The 16,801-nt window shown below is 67.4% G+C and carries 17 protein-coding genes and 1 pseudogene; 11 read left to right on the top strand and 7 right to left on the bottom strand.

Annotated features, from left to right (window positions below; translation table 11 throughout):
* Positions 1 to 137: 137 nt before the first annotated feature.
* Together HPC46_RS12215 and HPC46_RS12210 are read left to right on the top strand one after the other, a co-directional pair.
* Positions 138 to 278: pseudogene (locus tag HPC46_RS12215) on the top strand (arginine deiminase family protein); the annotation flags it as partial.
* A gap of 67 nt (positions 279 to 345) precedes the next feature.
* Entirely contained in the window at positions 346 to 1,200 is an 855-nt protein-coding gene (locus HPC46_RS12210; protein ID WP_179470075.1) for a mycofactocin-coupled SDR family oxidoreductase, read from the top strand.
* A 115-nt stretch (positions 1,201 to 1,315) separates the two neighbouring features.
* On the opposite strand, the gene HPC46_RS12205 is transcribed toward HPC46_RS12210, so the two are convergent.
* From HPC46_RS12205 to ddaH, 4 genes are read right to left on the bottom strand one after another with little or no spacing between them, the layout of a single operon-like run.
* Positions 1,316 to 2,197 (bottom strand): universal stress protein, encoded by an 882-nt coding sequence (locus HPC46_RS12205; protein WP_179470073.1) that lies wholly within the window; start codon positions 2,195 to 2,197, stop codon positions 1,316 to 1,318.
* Positions 2,194 to 3,726 carry an amino acid permease gene (locus HPC46_RS12200; RefSeq protein WP_179470071.1) on the bottom strand — a complete coding sequence of 511 codons (1,533 nt, stop codon included), beginning with the start codon at positions 3,724 to 3,726 and terminating at the stop codon, positions 2,194 to 2,196. The genes HPC46_RS12205 and HPC46_RS12200 overlap by 4 nt, the downstream gene beginning before the upstream one ends.
* Positions 3,727 to 3,759: 33 nt before the next feature.
* Positions 3,760 to 5,004 carry an ornithine--oxo-acid transaminase gene (gene rocD, locus HPC46_RS12195; RefSeq protein ID WP_325096642.1) on the bottom strand — a complete coding sequence of 415 codons (1,245 nt, stop codon included), beginning with the start codon at positions 5,002 to 5,004 and terminating at the stop codon, positions 3,760 to 3,762.
* Positions 5,001 to 5,846, bottom strand: coding sequence for a dimethylargininase (gene ddaH, locus HPC46_RS12190; RefSeq protein ID WP_179470069.1), 846 nt, complete (start codon positions 5,844 to 5,846; stop codon positions 5,001 to 5,003). The genes rocD and ddaH overlap by 4 nt, the downstream gene beginning before the upstream one ends.
* A gap of 122 nt (positions 5,847 to 5,968) precedes the next feature.
* On the opposite strand from ddaH, the gene HPC46_RS12185 reads away from it, so the two are divergent.
* On the top strand, positions 5,969 to 6,415 hold the full coding sequence (locus HPC46_RS12185) for an Rv2324 family transcriptional regulator (RefSeq protein ID WP_179470067.1): 447 nt from the start codon (positions 5,969 to 5,971) through the stop codon (positions 6,413 to 6,415).
* A gap of 62 nt (positions 6,416 to 6,477) precedes the next feature.
* Complete coding sequence (locus HPC46_RS12180) at positions 6,478 to 7,665, top strand: NAD(P)/FAD-dependent oxidoreductase (protein WP_179470065.1); 1,188 nt, start codon at positions 6,478 to 6,480, stop codon at positions 7,663 to 7,665.
* 7 nt (positions 7,666 to 7,672) lie between these two features.
* Here the strand turns inward: HPC46_RS12180 and HPC46_RS12175 are convergent, their stop codons facing one another.
* From HPC46_RS12175 to mftR, 3 genes are all read right to left on the bottom strand, one after another.
* Entirely contained in the window at positions 7,673 to 8,959 is a 1,287-nt protein-coding gene (locus HPC46_RS12175; RefSeq protein WP_179470063.1) for a VOC family protein, read from the bottom strand.
* Positions 8,956 to 9,477 (bottom strand): RNA polymerase sigma factor, encoded by a 522-nt coding sequence (locus HPC46_RS12170; protein WP_179470061.1) that lies wholly within the window; start codon positions 9,475 to 9,477, stop codon positions 8,956 to 8,958. The genes HPC46_RS12175 and HPC46_RS12170 overlap by 4 nt, the downstream gene beginning before the upstream one ends.
* Before the next feature lie 67 nt (positions 9,478 to 9,544).
* On the bottom strand, positions 9,545 to 10,162 hold the full coding sequence (gene mftR / locus HPC46_RS12165) for a mycofactocin system transcriptional regulator MftR (RefSeq protein ID WP_179470059.1): 618 nt from the start codon (positions 10,160 to 10,162) through the stop codon (positions 9,545 to 9,547).
* 92 nt (positions 10,163 to 10,254) lie between these two features.
* On the opposite strand from mftR, the gene mftA reads away from it, so the two are divergent.
* From mftA to mftG, 7 genes are all read left to right on the top strand, one after another.
* Positions 10,255 to 10,350: a mycofactocin precursor MftA gene (gene mftA, locus HPC46_RS12160; protein WP_005143850.1), complete on the top strand. Its 96-nt coding sequence runs from the start codon at positions 10,255 to 10,257 to the stop codon at positions 10,348 to 10,350.
* Positions 10,351 to 10,352: 2 nt separating this feature from the next.
* Entirely contained in the window at positions 10,353 to 10,667 is a 315-nt protein-coding gene (gene mftB / locus HPC46_RS12155) for a mycofactocin biosynthesis chaperone MftB (protein WP_407665492.1), read from the top strand.
* Positions 10,664 to 11,833 (top strand): mycofactocin radical SAM maturase, encoded by a 1,170-nt coding sequence (gene mftC / locus HPC46_RS12150; protein WP_179470057.1) that lies wholly within the window; start codon positions 10,664 to 10,666, stop codon positions 11,831 to 11,833. The genes mftB and mftC overlap by 4 nt, the downstream gene beginning before the upstream one ends.
* 2 nt (positions 11,834 to 11,835) lie before the next feature.
* Positions 11,836 to 13,017, top strand: coding sequence for a pre-mycofactocin synthase MftD (gene mftD, locus HPC46_RS12145; protein WP_179470055.1), 1,182 nt, complete (start codon positions 11,836 to 11,838; stop codon positions 13,015 to 13,017).
* A gap of 138 nt (positions 13,018 to 13,155) precedes the next feature.
* Positions 13,156 to 13,899: a mycofactocin biosynthesis peptidyl-dipeptidase MftE gene (gene mftE / locus HPC46_RS12140; RefSeq protein WP_179470053.1), complete on the top strand. Its 744-nt coding sequence runs from the start codon at positions 13,156 to 13,158 to the stop codon at positions 13,897 to 13,899.
* The gene (gene mftF / locus HPC46_RS12135) at positions 13,896 to 15,308 is read left to right on the top strand and encodes a mycofactocin biosynthesis glycosyltransferase MftF (RefSeq protein WP_179470051.1); all 1,413 of its coding nucleotides are present in this window, start codon (positions 13,896 to 13,898) and stop codon (positions 15,306 to 15,308) included. Before mftE ends, mftF begins: the two co-directional genes overlap by 4 nt.
* Before the next feature lie 4 nt (positions 15,309 to 15,312).
* Positions 15,313 to 16,749 (top strand): mycofactocin dehydrogenase MftG, encoded by a 1,437-nt coding sequence (mftG, locus tag HPC46_RS12130; RefSeq protein WP_179470049.1) that lies wholly within the window; start codon positions 15,313 to 15,315, stop codon positions 16,747 to 16,749.
* Positions 16,750 to 16,801: the final 52 nt, after the last annotated feature.

Below are 16,801 nucleotides of genomic sequence, written 5' to 3'. Positions count from 1 at the left end.
GAAAGCGGGCCTCCTTCGATGGAGCAACTGGCGTCAGACACCAGCAGCTTCGAGGGAGGCCCGCCCTTCTCGGCGGAGCCACACGGGTGGGGAACTTCGATGAGCGTCAGTGGGGAATTTCAGCGAGCGCGATCAACGACCGCAACACCCACACCAATTCGCTGTTGCGCAAGGCCGGGGTCGAAGTCATCACGATCGTCGGCGCCGAACTGGGCCGCGGACGCGGCGGCGGTCACTGCATGACCTGCCCGATTGTCCGCGACCCAGTCGACTATTGACAGTGGTTCCTAGAACACGTTCCAGTCAGCTTGCTAGCCTGGCGGCAGCTGATCGAAAGGGCCATTGATGACAACATTGTCGGGGACGCTTGAGGGACGAGTGGCATTCGTGACCGGGGCCGCGCGCGGCCAGGGACGCGCCCACGCGATACGGCTGGCCCGGGAGGGTGCCGACGTCATCATCTCCGACATCTGCGCGCCGGTCAGCGAGACGATTCCCTATCCCGGCACCACGCCCGAGGACCTGCGCGAAACGGTGCAGCTGGTCGAGGCCGAGGGCCGCAAGGTACTGGCCCGCGAGGTCGACGTCCGCGACGACGCCGCGGTGCGCCAGCTGGTGGCCGACGGTGTCGAGCAGTTCGGGCGCCTCGACATCCTGGTGGCCAACGCCGGTGTGCTGTCCTGGGGCCGGCTGTGGGAGCTGACCGACGAACAGTGGAACACCGTCATCGACGTCAATCTCACCGGCACCTGGCGCACGCTGCGGGCCGTCGTCCCGGCGATGATCGAAGCCGGTAACGGTGGCTCCATCGTGGTGGTCAGTTCATCGGCGGGCCTGAAAGCCACGCCGGGTAACAGCCATTACGCCGCGTCCAAGCACGGCCTGACCGCCCTGACGAATTCCCTTGCGCTGGAAGTCGGCGAGTACGGCATCCGGGTCAACTCCATCCACCCGTACTCGGTGGCCACCCCGATGACCGAGAACGACGCCATGATGGGTGTTTTCGCCGCGCATCCCAGCTTCCTGCACGGCTTCTCGCCGATGCCGTACCTGCCCACAGGTCAGAGCGCGACCGGCAAGCTATCCGACTTCATGAACGTCGACGAGGTCGCCGACGTCGTGGTCTGGCTGGCCGGTGACAACTCGGCCACGTTGTCCGGCTCGCAGATCAACGTCGACCGCGGGGTGATGAAGTACTAGTCACGACGATGCGCCGCAGCGAAGCGAGGCGCTGAGGAGTGGCTACATGGGCCTAGTCACGACGATGCGCCGCAGCGAAGCGAGGCGCTGAGGAGTGGCTACATGGGCCTAGCGATCAGCCCGGTAGCACCAGCACCGGAACGGGGCTGTGCCGCAGGATCTTCGAGCCGTGGGAGCCAAGAAACACCCGGGCGATTCCGCCCACCGGCGATGTGCCGATGGCCAGCAGATCGCCGTCCTGCCAGTCGGCGTCGTCCAGCGCTTCGTCCCAGCCGTTGCCGACGGCAACCTGAAGATCCACGTCTTGGCCCACCACGCCGTCGGTCTTCAGTTGCGCCAGTGTTTCTCGTGCATGAGCCGCCATCTGGTCGAGGATGGAGTCTTCGGCATGCAGGCCGACTTCCGGCGGATACATCGTGCGGCCACGCACTGCGAACGTGACGACGCGCATCGGCACGCCCAGCCGCTGACCGAGCGCGACGACGCGCTCCACCACATGCAAGGTTTCCGGCGTGCCCGGGTATGCGGCGGTGATCCGGGTCAGTACACCGATTTTCGAGCCGCGATAGCCGCGTGGACTGATCGCCATCGGCACCGGTGAGGAATGCAGCAGCCGGTCTCCGGTCGAGCCGATCACCACCTGGCCGAGCTTGCCGTCGGCGGCGGAGCCCAGGATCAAGACCTCGGGCTGCAGGTCGGCGACCGCCTCCAAGAGACCGCCAGATGCCGACCGGTGCGCGACCGTGTGATAGGTGACATCGAGGTCCTTGGCGACCGCATCGATGCACTGCCGCGCCTGCGCCGCCGACCTTATCGCCAGTTGGTTTGCGTACTCAGCGAATTCGGCGTCGACTCGAGCCAGCGACGGCGTCATCCATGGCCGCGGCACGACTGTGACCACGGCCAGCGAGGTCTTCAGCGTCTTGGCTGCCTCCACCGCCAGGTACAGCGGCGACTGGCCGCCCTTGCCCGCGAGGTAGCCGACGGCGACGGTCACGGCTCGTCCTCATGCTCGTGCTTGGTGACGAAGTGGTGGTCCTTCGGGTTCTCGTCGAACATGACGTCGTCGTCACCGGGAACGGCGGTGGGAATGTAGCCATCGGAGCCGCCGGCGTTCAGTGCGCTGTGGTGTCGGCCCCAGGCGAAGTAGAAGACCAGCACCACTGCGACCCACCCGGAGAAGGCGATCCAGGTGTACCAGTGCAGGCTGTAGAGGATGTAACCGCAGGCCAGCACCGAAAGCACCGGTGTCACCGGATAACCGGGCACCTTGAAACCCCGCGGGAGGTCGGGTTCGCGCACCCGCAGAATGATCACGCCGACCGAGACGACGATGAACGCGACCAGAGTGCCGATCGACACCATGTCGGCCAGGTAGTCCAACGGGACGACGCCGGCCAGGACGCTGACCACGATCGCCACGATGATGGTGTTGTTGACCGGTGTCATGCTGCGCGGGTCGACTTTGGCGAACATCGACGGCAGCAGTCCGTCCCGGCCCATGGCGAACAGGATGCGTGTCTGGCCGTACAGCGTCACCAGCGTCACCGAGAAGATCGAGATGACCGCACCGGCCGCCAGCACGGTGCCCCAGTACTGGGCGCCGGTGACGGTGTCGAGGATGGTGGCCAGGCCGGCCTCTTGGCCTTCGAAATCGGTCCAGGTCTGGGCGCCCAGCGCCGCGACTGTGACCAGGATGTAGACCGCGGTCACCGTGATCAGTGCGGCCAGGATGGCGCGCGGCATGGTCTTTTGCGGGTTCTTGACCTCGTCGCCGGCGGTGGAGACGGCGTCCAGGCCGATGTAGGAGAAGAAGATCGTTCCGGCGGCCGAACCGATTCCGGCGGCACCGAGTGGTGCGAAGTTGGCGAAGTTGTCGACGTTGAATGCGGTGAACGCGATCACGGCGAACATCACCAGCACGCCCAGCTTGATCAGCACCATGATGGTGTTGACCTTGGCGGACTCGCTGGCGCCGCGGATCAGCAGCAGTGCGCACATGACCACGAGGATGACCGCGGGCAGATTGATGACGCCCGGGGTGGCGTCCCAGGGTGCCGCCGAAATCGCTTGGGGGAGATGATGTCCGAAGAAGTTGTCGAGCAGCTTGTTGACGTATTGGCTCCAGCCCACGGCGACCGCCGCCGTGGACACCCCGTACTCGAGCAGCAGGCAGGCCGCCACTGCCATCGCGACGACTTCCCCGAGCGTGGTGTAGGCGTAGGAATAGGTGGATCCGGAAACCGGCACCGCCGAGGCGAGCTCGGCGTAACAGATGGCCGCCAGGCCCGCCGCGATACCGGCGATGATGAAAGAGACGACGACGCCGGGGCCGGCCTCTGGAACCGCCTGGGAAAGCACGAAGAAGATACCGGTGCCCACCGTGGCGCCCACGCCGAACATCGTCAGCTGGAATGTGCCGATACTTCGTTCCAGGTGATCGGAGGCGCCATGCGCGACCGGGGCCCCCAAAACGGGCCTTCGGCGCAGCATCTGCTCGGTCAGGTTGATCGACGGTGCCGTCATGTACGCCTCCCGGGGTCGGGCGAGATTAGCCGATTATGAGCCTGGCCCGGCCAATACGCTTGCGAACTGCTCAATCGCCCAGTCGATCTCCTCGGCGGTGATCACCAGCGGTGGAGCGAATCGTAAGGTCGAGCCGTGGGTGTCTTTGACCAGCACGCCGCGCTCGGCCAGCGCCATGCTGAGTTGTTTGCCGGTTCCCAGGCGGGTATCGATGTCGACACCGGCCCACAGGCCCATTCCGCGCACCGAGAGCACGCCGTGGCCGATCAGTGACCGCAGCCGGGAATGCAGATGCAGCCCGAGTTCGGCTGAGCGGGACTGGAATTCGCCTCGCCGCAGGATGTCGATGACGGTGGAGCCGATGGCGGCGGCCAGCGGGTTGCCGCCGAACGTCGACCCGTGCTCGCCGGGGTGCAGCACCCCTAAAATATCGCGGTCGGCGACGACCGCGGACAGCGGAACCACCCCTCCGCCAAGGGCCTTGCCGAGCAGGTAGATGTCGGGCACCACGCCCCAGTGGTCGCAGGCGAAGGTGTGGCCGGTTCGGGCCAGGCCGGACTGGATCTCGTCTGCGATCAGCAGCACGTTGCGCTGGGTACACAGCCGGCGCAACCGGGGCAGGTAATCGTCGGGCGGGACGATGATGCCGGCTTCGCCCTGGATCGGCTCGATGAGGACGGCGACCGTGTTCTCGTCCATGGCCGCCGCCACCGCGTCGGCATCAGCGAAGGGTACGGACCGGAATCCCGGTGTGAAGGGGCCGAATCCACCCCGGGCGGTGGCGTCGGAGGAGAAGCTGACGATGCTGATCGTGCGACCGTGAAAGTTATTGTCGGCCACGATGATGTTGGCCATATCGGGGGGGACGCCCTTGACGTCGGCGCCCCATTTACGGGCGACCTTGAGGCCGCTTTCCACCGCCTCGGCGCCACTGTTCATCGGCAGTACCATGTCTTTGCCGCACAGCCCGGCCAGCGCCTCACAGAACGGGCCGAGTTGATCGGAGTGGAACGCGCGGCTGACCAGGGTCACGGCGTCGAGCTGACGGTGGGCGGCGGCAACGATCTCGTCATTGTGATGGCCGAAGTTGACTGCGGAGTACGCGGCCAGGCAGTCCAGGTACCGGCGCCCCTCCACGTCGGTGATCCACGCCCCTCGGGCACTGGCGGCCACCACCGGAAGCGGCGAATAGTTGTGGGCGGCGTAGGTGTTGTCCAGCGCGATGGCTTCAACGGTGGTTCGGGTGGCTGCCTTCTTGACGGTGTCGGCCATGGTCATGAAAACACCTCCAGCGTGCAACATTTCACCGATCCGCCGCCCTTGAGCAGTTCGGAGAGGTCGACGCCGATGGGATGGAAGCCCGCGTGGTTGAGCTGTTTGGCGAAACCGGTGGCCTGGGCGGGGTGGACGACGTGCTTACCGTCGGACACCGCGTTGAGGCCGAGGACGTAGGCGTCGGTGCTCGCGACTTCGATGGCGTCGGGGAAGAGCGTGCTCAGCCGGCCGCGGGACTCGGCGGTGAAGGCGGGTGGGTAGTAGGCGATCGTGGTGTCGTCGAGCACCGTGAGTGCGGTGTCGAGGTGGTAGAAGCGCGGGTCGACGAGCTCCAGGGAGATCACCGGCAGGCCGGTGATCCCGGCCACCTCGGCGTGCGCCTGCGAATGGGTGCGAAAACCAGTGCCGGCCAAGATCATTGATCCGGCGACCAGCAGATCGCCCTGTCCTTCGTTGACGTGGCGGGTAACGAGGGGATCGTGCCCGCGCTGGTCCATCCAGGTGGCGTAGGCCACGGATTCGCCCTGTCGTTCGGCGTGTTTGAAGCGAGCGACGATCGCGGTGCCGTTGATGATCAGTCCGGCGTTGGCCGCGTAGACCATGTCCGGCAGTCCGGCCACCGGTTCGACGATGTCGACGGTGTGGCCGAGACGGCGGTAGGTGTCCCGCAGAGTCTCCCATTGGGCGACGGCGCGGTCGACGTCGACCGGCGTGCTGGTGTCCATCCATGGGTTGATGGCGTATTCGACGGCGAAGTACGTCGGCGGGGTCATGGCGTAGTGGCGAAGTCGCTGGCTGCGCGGTGTCCTCGTTGACTCGGCGGCGACATCTGGGGATATCGTCATGAAATCAACGATAGAAGGCGACTCTGACGCAATCAATCGACCTCTGTTGCGTGTCTATAATTGATTTCTTGCGCTACAGCCGCCACAGCGGCGATCTGTTAACTAGGAGAGGAGCGCAGCCGATGGACCGGCTCGACGACACTGACGAGCGCATCCTGGCCGAGCTCACCGAGCATGCCCGCGCCACGTTTGCCGAGATCGGTGCCCGGGTGAATCTGTCGGCGCCCGCGGTCAAGCGCCGAGTCGACCGGATGCTGGACAACGGCGTCATCCGCGGCTTCACCACGGTCGTCGATCGCAGCGCGCTCGGCTGGAACACCGAGGCCTACGTTCAGGTGTACTGCCACGGCACGATCGCGCCGGATCAGTTGCGCGCGGCCTGGATTGACATCCCCGAGATCATCAGCGCGGCCACGGTCACCGGTACCTCGGACGCCATCCTGCACGTGCTGGCCCGCGATATGCGCCACCTGGAGGCCGCCCTCGAGCGGATCCGGTCAAGTGCCGACATCGAGCGAAGCGAAAGCATCGTGGTGTTGTCCAACCTGATCGACCGCTCACCTGCCTAACACCCGGTTGGTAGAGGCGGGCTGGCGCGCACATCACGTCGGCGATCGTGTAAGAACACCACGTGGGAACGAGCGAAAACGGAATTGTGATCGTCGGCGGCGGATTGGCCGCCACCAGGGCAGCCGAACAGTTGCGCAAGTCGGGATATGCCGGGCCGGTCACCATCGTCAGTGATGAGGCACACCTGCCGTACGACCGCCCGCCGCTGTCCAAGGACGTGCTGCACGCCGCCCTCGACGATGTCGCGCTCAAGCCGGCCGAGTTCTACACCGAGAACGACATCACCGTGCGGTTGGGCAGTGCGGCCACCTCGCTGGACACCGCGGCCCAGACGGTGACCCTGGCCGATGGCTCGGTGCTGGGCTATGACGAGCTGGTGATCGCGACGGGCCTGGTGCCCAAGCGCATTCCGTCGTTCCCCGACCTGGACGGCATCCGGGTGCTGCGGACGTTCGACGAGGCGCTGGCGCTGCGCACCCATGCCGCGTCGGCCCGCCAAGCGGTGATCATCGGTGCCGGGTTCATCGGCTGTGAGGTCGCGGCCAGTCTGCGCAAGCTGGGTGTGGACGTGGTTCTGGTGGAGCCGCAACCCGCGCCGCTGGCCTCGGTGCTGGGCGAGCAGGTCGGAAACCTGGTGTCCCGGCTGCATCGCGCCGAGGGCGTCGACGTGCGCACCGGCATCGGCGTGGCCGAGGTGCGCGGCGAGAACGGCCACGTGGCGGGAGTCGTGTTGTCCGACGGCAGCGAGCTGGCAGCCGACCTCGTGGTGGTCGGCATCGGGTCACGCCCGGCCACCGACTGGCTGGAGGGCAGTGGGATCGCCGTCGACAACGGCGTCGTGTGCGACGAGGCGGGCCGCACCAGTGCGGCAGGAGTATGGGCGCTCGGCGACGTCGCGTCCTGGCGTGATGCCACCGGACACCAAGCGCGCGTAGAGCATTGGAGCAACGTGGCCGAGCAGGCCCGCGTCATCGTGCCGTCGATGCTGGGCCAGGACGCGCCGTCGGTGATCGTCGTGCCGTACTTCTGGAGCGACCAGTACGACGTCAAGATCCAGTGCCTGGGTGAGCCGGAGGCCACCGACACCGTGCACATCGTCGAGGACGACGGCCGCAAGTTTCTGGCGTTCTACGAGCGCGACGGCGTGGTGGCCGGGGTGGTCGGCGGCGGCATGCCCGGCAAGGTCATGAAGACCCGCGCCAAGATCGCTGCCGGCGCGCCGATCGCCGAGGTCCTTCCCCAGTCTTGAGCCGAAGTCAGAATTCTCCTAAGTAGAACCGGCCGCCCTGGTCGTCCGTGCACTCCGCTGACAGTCCATAAGGCTGCCGGCTCGGCTCGGAGATGACGGCTCCGCCGGCTTCCCGCACGCGGGCGACAGCGGCATCGATGTCGGCCACGGTCCACATCGGCACCGTCACCGGACGGGTGCTGCCGCCCGCAACGCCTGCCATCGGGTGTGTGTCATTGACCTGCCACCCATCCTCGATACGGCCTGGTTCGAATGTCCAGAACAGCACGCGGCTGTAGAACGACTTGAACGCCGTCGCGTCGGGTACTTCGTAGGTGATGTACGAAAGTTCGCCTGGCCCAGAGCCGTTGAGTTCGGGCCGGGGTTCGTCGCGGGTTGGCGCGAAGACGGCGAACGACGCGCCCTGCGGGTCGGTGGCGTCGCTCAGCGTGCCGAAGTCGACGTGCTCGAGCTCGTCGACGGTACCGCCGCCGTCCGCAATCGAGCGCCGTGCTCCCGCGAGGTCGTCCACGGCATAGCAGCAGAACAACGTGGGGGGTGCGTCGACGCTGTGGATCCCGATGCGTTGTTTGGTGTTGGTGACCTGATGGGTCGCTGGATCGTACGTCCAGCCGAGTACGTGGCCGTAGAAGGCTGCGGCCCGCTCGGCGTCCGGCGTCCACACCGAGACATAGCCGACGTCGCCGTGTTGAATCGGCACCGCCGCGCCGGTAACCGGTCCGCTGAGCATCCATCGGTGACCGAACGGGTCGACGATCGCGGCGCTGCGGGCGCCGTGGTTCTCATACGGCTCGCGCTGCACGCTGGCGCCGCGATCGCGTGCCCGCGCCAGCGTACTGTCGGTATCGGCTACCTCGAGCATCAAACTCACCGAAACAGACTGCGGTGAAGGCGCTTTCAGGCCAAGCTCCGGATACTGGTCGGCGAGGTAGAGCACGCCGTCGCCGATCTGGAGTTCGGCGTGGCCGATACGGCCGTCGTCCATCTCATAGGGCCGGCCGACCAGCGATGCGCCGAAGACATCGGTGTACCAGGCGATCGCCGCACGCGCGTCGGCAACGGCGAGATAGGGCAGTGCTGCGGGCCGCGGGAGCGCAGTGCCGGGTTCGACGGCCCGCTCGTTCAGCTCGGCGACGGCTGCATCGGTACCACTCATGACAACTCCTCCTGTTCGATTCGGAAGCGAAAGTGCCGCTTCCAGACGCGCCCGCAGACCGGCCGCGAACGCGGGATCGGGCTGGACCGCAATTTCGTCGCCGTGCAGCACGGACAACGGATCGGTGTTGTTGTTCACGACAGCCCTCCTTCCCGATCCGGATAGTGGGCCCTGAAGGCGCGACGGGCGCGCACCAGCAGCGCTTCGGTGGCATGCACGGTTCGCCCGATCAGCTCCGCACACTCGGGCACGCTGCAGTCATCCATATAGCGCAGCGCCAGTACGGTGCGCTGCGCCTCAGGTAACCGGGACAGCACGCTTTCGGCGACGATGCGGTCCAACTCCACGTCCCATTCGTCGGACGGTTCCTTCTCGGGTACCTCGGCGACGGTGACCGTCGGCCGGCTCGCGCGGCGCCGGTAGTGGTCGGCGAGCTTGTGCCGCGCCACACCGAGCAGCCAGGGCACTGCGATGGGCGGCGGCTGCGGCCTGCGGGCAGCGTCCATGGCGGCCAGGAACGTCTCCGAGGTCAGGTCCTCCGCGGTGGCCCGGTCACCGCAGCGGCGGACGAAGTAGCCGTAGACGACCGGAAGTGCGTCGTCGTAGAGCTGCAGCAGCCGATGCGGTGCATCGGTGTGGTCCGGATCCGCGCTCACATCTCTATCGTCGTCGCACCGGGCCGAACTCCGACGGGCGTGGCGAAACTTTTTGCGCCGACCGACTTCAGCGCCCGTCCAGATCGTCGAGTCCGTGCGCGACGACGTCGAAGGCGTCACCGATCGCCTGTGGCAGCGACACCGACTCGTTGGCCAGCCAGTATTCGTAGGCGGACAGGGCGACGCCGAGCATCAGCCAAGCGACCGACTGGGGGATCAGGTCACCGGACTGGCCGCCGGTGCGGGCGGCCACGAAGTCCGAGACGACTCCTCGCCAGCCGGCGTACATCGTCATCGAGTGCGCCTGTAGCTCAGCGGTCTGCAGGATCACCCGCATCCGCTGGCGGTGCCGTTCGGTTTCCGAGGAGTCAAAAGTGTTGAACGCCAACAGGGCGGAGCGCAGGGCTGTGCTGATCGGCTCGTCGGCCTCCACCGCGTCGAACAGTTGGCGGAAGTGCTTCAGGTGGGCGTCGAAGTCGCCCCACGGGATCGCGTTCTTCGACGGGTAGTAGCGAAACAGCGTGCGCCGCGCGATCCCGGAAGCCTGGGCCACGTCGTCGACGCTGACCGCGCCGAACCCGTAGTTCGCGAACAAGTCGAGCGCGACGTCGGTGATGTGGTCCTGGGTGGTGGAGCGGCGCCGCCCCACGCGGGCCCCGCCCGAACCCGCCGAACCACTTGTCATCGACCCACCCCTTTCTTTTCGGCACTCGATGCCATATTCTTGCGATCTCGATCACAATTGTCGAGAACCTGGCCGACGAAAGGGTGCTTTTCATGGAGCCGAGCCACGCAAGTGAGACCGAGACCGAATTGGTGACCGAGACGCTGGTCGAAGAGGTCTCCATCGACGGGATGTGCGGGGTCTACTGACCGTGCCCGCCCACGCTGTGGGCGATCCGGCTGTGGCCGGGTCGGAATTCGACCCGGCACTCAGCTGGCGTCTGCATCCGCAGGTGGCCGTGCGCCCGGAACCTTTTGGCGCACTGCTGTACCACTTCGGCACCAGGAAGCTGTCGTTCCTCAAGAACCGCACCATCCTCGCCGTGGTGAATTCGCTGTCCGAACACCCTGACGCGCGCTCCGCCCTGCGGGCCGCCGGGGTCGACGAGCCCGACGAGGCGCCCTATCTACACGCACTGAGCGTGCTGGTGACCTCGAACATGTTGATTCCCAAGGATTCCCAATGACTTCGGTGGCACCGGTACCCCGGCTGATCGAGCAGTTCGAGCAAGGTCTCGACGCGCCGATCTGCCTCACCTGGGAGCTGACCTACGCCTGTAACCTCGCGTGCGTGCACTGCTTGTCCTCCTCGGGCAAGCGCGATCCCCGCGAGCTGTCCACTCGTCAGTGCATGGACATCATCGACGAGCTCGAGCGCATGCAGGTGTTCTACGTCAACATCGGTGGCGGCGAACCCACTGTGCGCCCGGACTTTTGGGAGCTGGTCGACTACGCGACCGCCCACCATGTCGGCGTGAAGTTCTCCACCAACGGCGTACGCATCACCCCCGAGGTGGCGGCGCGACTGGCGGCCAGCGACTACGTCGACGTCCAGATCTCGCTGGACGGCGCGACCGCCGAGGTCAACGACGCGGTCCGCGGGCCGGGATCGTTCGACATGGCCACCCGCGCGCTGGAGAACCTGGCCGCCGCCGGATTCAAAGACGCCAAGATCTCGGTGGTCGTCACCCGTCACAACGTCGACCAGCTCGACGACTTCAAGACGCTCGCCGACCGGTACGGCGCCACCCTGCGCATCACCCGGTTGCGCCCGTCCGGGCGCGGAGCCGATGTCTGGGACGAACTGCACCCCACCCCCGAGCAGCAGGTGACGCTCTATGACTGGCTGGTGGCCAAGGGCGAGCGCGTCCTGACCGGTGACTCCTTCTTCCATCTCGCCGGCCTCGGTGCGCCCGGTGCGCTGGCCGGGCTGAACATGTGCGGCGCCGGGCGGGTGGTCTGCCTGATCGACCCGGTCGGCGATGTCTACGCCTGCCCGTTCGCCATCCATGACCGCTTCCTGGCCGGAAACATTGTGCGCGATAACGGCTTTGACAATGTCTGGAAGAACGCGCCCTTGTTCCGTGAGCTGCGCGAGCCGCAGTCGGCCGGTGCCTGCGGCAGCTGCGGGCACTACGACGCGTGCCGGGGCGGCTGCATGGCCGCGAAGTTCTTCACCGGTCTGCCACTCGACGGGCCCGACCCGGAGTGCGTCGAGGGGTACGGGGCACCGGCCCTGGCCGCCGACCGGGACAAGCCACGCCCGAGCGCCGACCACTCCCGCGGCAAGCCGATCATGCTGACCCTGTCCACCCGGCCCCCGGCCAAGCCCTGCAACGAAAGTCCGATCTAGTCATGGCACGCGACACCTGGTTCGAGACCGTCGCCATCGCGCAAGCGCGCGCGAAGAAGCGCCTCCCCAAATCTGCGTACGGCGCACTCATCGGTGGCAGTGAGAAGGGGATCACTGTCAACGGCAACAACGAAGCCTTCAACGAACTCGGCTTCGCGCCGCACGTCATCGGCGCGCTGGAAAAGCGCGACATGGCAACAACCGTGATGGGGCAAGACGTTTCGCTTCCCGTCCTGATCTCCCCGACCGGTGTGCAGGCCGTGCACCCCGACGGCGAGGTCGCCGTGGCCCGCGCGGCTGCGGCACGCAACACCGCGATGGGATTGTCCTCGTTTGCCAGCAAGCCGATCGAGGAGGTCGTCGCGGCGAACCCGAAGACGTTCTTCCAGATCTACTGGCTCGGCGACCGCGACGCCATTGCCGCCCGCGCAGAGCGGGCCCGTGCGGCAGGGGCCGTCGGACTCATCGTGACCACCGATTGGAGCTTCAGCCACGGGCGCGACTGGGGCAGTCCGAAGATCCCGGAGAAGATGGATCTGAAGACCATGATCAAGATGAGCCCCGAGGCCGTGACGCGGCCGCGGTGGTTCCTGCAGTGGGCCAAGACCCTGCGTCCGCCGGCCTTGTCGGTGCCGAACCAGGCCGCCAAGGGCGAGCCCGGCCCGCCGTTTTTCGACGCCTATGGCCAGTGGATGGGCACGCCCCCACCCACCTGGGAGGACATCGCCTGGCTGCGTGAGCTGTGGGGCGGCCCCTTCATGCTCAAGGGCGTCATGCGCGTCGACGACGCCAAACGCGCTGTCGATGCCGGTGTTTCAGCGATCTCGGTGTCCAACCACGGCGGCAACAACCTCGACGGCACCCCGGCCTCGATCCGTGCGCTGCCCGCGATCTCGGCAGCGGTCGGCGATCAGGTCGAGGTGCTCCTGGACGGCGGCGTCCGCCGGGGCAGCGACGTGGTCAAGGCGCTGGCGCTCGGTGCTCGCGCGGTGATGATCGGACGGGCCTACCTGTGGGGCCTGGCGGCCAACGGGCAGGCCGGCGTGGAGAACGTCCTCGACATCCTGACCGGCGGTATCGACTCGGCCCTGCGGGGGCTGGGCAAGGCGTCGATCCACGACCTCACGGCCGAGGACATCCTGGTGCCGGACGGCTTCGTCCGGGCACTCGGAGTGCCCAAGTAAGACGCGCGCCGGCGCCGTCGTAAGCGAGGTTGTGGTACGGGCGTGACTGACGGGACGGCGGTAAACGCTCCGGGTGGGTCCGGCTGTCCCGAATGCGAAAGAAATCCGTCTTCTCCTCGAACAATTGGCGCACAGCAGGTGAATTCGGCCTACCATCACCGCGTGGCTTTTCGGGGCGAGTTGGGCAACTGGACATCGAGTCAGCTTCGCGACACCTCCCTCACGATCTTGATCCCGGTGGGGTCGACCGAGCAGCACGGTCCGCACCTGCCGTTGGATACCGACACCCGGATCGCCACTGCGGTCGCCCGCGCCGCCACCGAAGACCTCGACGGTTCCGATCATGATCACTATCTGCTCGCGCCGGCGATCGCCTACGGCGCGTCCGGCGAGCATGAGGGCTTTCCCGGAACGGTGTCGATCGGCATCGAGGCGTTGACGACGGTTTTGATCGAGTACGGGCGCTCGGCCTGCGGCTGGGCGCGGCGGATCGTTTTCGTAAACGGGCACGGCGGCAACCTCGAGTCGATGCGCGCGGCGGTGCGCCGCCTGCGGCAAGAGGGCCGCGATGCGGCCTGGTGTCCATGCATCGCCGAGGGTGGCGATGCCCACGCCGGGCACACGGAAACGTCTGTATTGCTACATATTTCACCGGCGGATGTGCAAACCGACGCCTGGTGTAGCGGGAACAGGGCGCCACTGGCTACCCTTTTGCCGCAGATGCGTCGCGGCGGGGTGGCTGCGGTGAGTGAGGTGGGCGTGTTGGGAGACCCGACGACGGCGACTCCGGTGGAGGGCGCGCGCATCTTCGAGCAGATGGTCACGGAATGTTCGCGTCGCGTCGATCGGTGGCGCCCGGCCGATGACGGGATGCTGACATGACCCAGCCCCGGCTGCCTGACGGGTTTGCCGTCCAGGTCGACCGGCGAGTGCGCACGCTCGCCGAGGGCTCGGCGCTGCTCGGCGGATCACCCACCCGGCTGCTGCGGCTGGCGCCGTCCGCGCAGACCCTGCTGGACGGCGGTCGCCTCGAGGTCCGCGATGCCGTGAGCGCCCAGCTGGCCCGCACCCTGCTCGACGCCACCGTCGCCCATCCGCGCCCGGCGGGCGGCCCGTCGCACCGAGACGTCACCGTGGTGATCCCGGTACGCGACAACCCTTTTGGGCTCTATCGGCTGGTGATGTCGCTGCGCGGTATGCGAGTGATCGTCGTCGACGACGGCTCCCACACGCCCGTGCACCCCAGCGACTTCGCCGGGGCGCGCTGCGAGGTCGAGGTGCTGAGCCACCCGCGCAGCAAGGGGCCGGCCGCGGCGCGGAACACCGGACTAGCCGCTTGCACAACAGATTTCGTGGCCTTCCTGGACTCCGACGTGGTGCCCCGCCGGGGCTGGCTGGAGGCTCTTCTCGGCCACTTCTGCGACCCGGCCGTGGCGCTGGTCGCTCCCCGGATCGTCGGGCTCGGTCACAGCGACCAGCTGATCGCCCGCTACGAGGCCGTCCGGTCGTCGCTGGACCTCGGCGAGCGCGAGGCCCCGGTGATGCCCTACGGCCCGGTGTCCTATGTGCCAAGCGCGGCCATCATCTGTCGTCGGGCGGCGCTGCTGGACATGGGCGGCTTCGACGAGACCCTGCCGTCGGGCGAGGACGTCGACCTGTGCTGGAGGTTGATCGAATCCGGCTCCCGGCTGCGCTACGAGCCGATCGCACTCGTCGCCCACGAGCACCGCACCGAGATGCGGGAGTGGCTGGGCCGCAAGGCGTTTTATGGCAGCTCGGCGGCGCCGCTGTCGATCCGACATCCCGACAAGACGGCGCCGGTGGTGATCTCCGCGTGGAGCCTGCTGGTGTGGCTGCTGCTGGCACTGGGGTCGGTCTCGGGTTATCTGGCCTCGCTGGTGTTCGCCGGGGTGACCACCCGCCGGACCGCCAAAGCGATGAAGAACACCGACGCCGGGATCTTCGACGTGGGGATCCTCGCGCTGCGCGGCATCGGTGCCTCCGCCCTGCAGCTGTCGGCGGCGGTCTGTCGGCACTATTGGCCGCTGGCGTTGGTGGCCGCGCTGGTCTCTCGCCGGTGCCGGCACGCGATCCTGGTGGCCGCCGTGCTCGACGGCGTGCAGGACTGGATCAAGCGCAACCGCAACAATGACGTCGAGGGCAAGCCGATCGGCCTGGTTGCCTATCTGCTCCTCAAGCGCCTCGACGATCTGGCCTATGGCGCCGGCCTCTGGACGGGCGTGGTCCGCGAGCGCACGTTGCGACCGCTGAAGCCACAGATCAAAACCTGACTTTGTGGTCGACCACAGCACGCACAGCGACGTTCTGATCGTCGGTGCCGGTAGCGCCGGATCGGTCCTCGCCGAACGCCTCTCGGCCGACCCCGCTCGCCGGGTCACCGTCGTCGAAGCCGGCCCCGGGCCCGATGAGCCCGGCGTCCGAGAGCTCACCCACAACGGACTGCAGCTGCCGATCGGAGCCGCCAGCCCGCTGGCTCAGCGCTACCGGACCGAGCTGACTGCCGAACCACCGCGCGGCGCCGACATCGTGCGAGGCGCAACCGTCGGGGGCTCCGGTGCAGTGAACGGCGGATACTTCTGCCGGGCGCTGCCCGCGGACTTCGACGGTCCCGCCATCCCCGGTTGGTCCTGGCCGGACGTCCAGCGGCACTACCGGGCCATCGAGACCGATCTCGACTTTCCCGATCGTGCCGACGGCGGCCCGATCACGATTCGGAGAACCCACGAGTTCGTCGGCAGCACAGCAGCTTTCGTCGAAGCTGTGCGAGCCGCCGGCCTGCGCTGGTTACCTGACCTCAACGCAGAGCCGGCCGGGGAGAATGCGCCGCCGGGAATCGGGGCCGTGCCGCTGAACATCGTCGACGGGATCCGCACCGGCCCAGGTGCGGCGTTCCTGGAATCCGCGGCAGCCCGGCCCAACCTGACGGTGCTGGCCCGCACCCGGGTGGTGCGGCTGCGGTTCTCGGGCGCCCGGGTGGTGGGCGTCGAGACTCTCGGGCCGGCGGGGCCTGCCGTTCTCGAGGCCGACCGGGTCGTGCTTTCGGCGGGCGCCATCGGATCCGCGCACCTGCTGATGTTGTCGGGGATCGGACCCGCCGCCGACCTGCGCACCGCAGGAGTCGCGGTGGTGGCCGATCTGCCGGTGGGCCGACGCACCTCCGATCACCCGGAGTGGGTGCTGCCCACCACCTGGACCGTGGCGGCTCATCGACCGGTGCTCGAGGTCGTGTTGGTCGCCGACGGTGTCGAGATCCGGCCCTACACCGGCGGGTTCATCGCGATGGTCGGCGACGGCTCGGTGGGCCGTCCGGACTGGCCACACCTGGGCGTGGCGTTGATGGCGCCGCGCGCCCGCGGCCGCCTTTCCCTGCTGTCAGCCGACCCGGCGGTGCCGCCGCTGATCGAGCAACGCTACGACAGCGCCGCGGACGACGTGGCCGCACTGCGGCAAGGGTGTGCGCTGGCCACCGAAATACTGGGTGCCACAACCCAACTCGGCGAGCCGATGTGGTCCACCTCGCAACATCTGTGTGGCACCGCGCCCATGGGTACCGACAGCGACGAGCACGCCGTGGTCGACGCACGCTGCCGGGTACGGGGGATCGAGAACCTCTGGGTGGTGGACGGCTCGGTGCTGCCGCACATCACCGGCCGCGGGCCGCACGCGACGATCGCCATGATCGGACACCGTGCTGCCGAGTTCGTTGCCTGAGCAGCCTTATCTCGGCAACCGAGCCAATCGGTACTCTAGTCGGGCCGGATGA

This window comes from Mycolicibacterium vinylchloridicum (assembly GCF_013404075.1).
Classification (GTDB): Bacteria; Actinomycetota; Actinomycetes; order Mycobacteriales; family Mycobacteriaceae; genus Mycobacterium; species Mycobacterium vinylchloridicum.
Note: the sequence above shows the minus strand (reverse complement) of the source record. Positions and strands in the feature narration are given on the sequence as shown.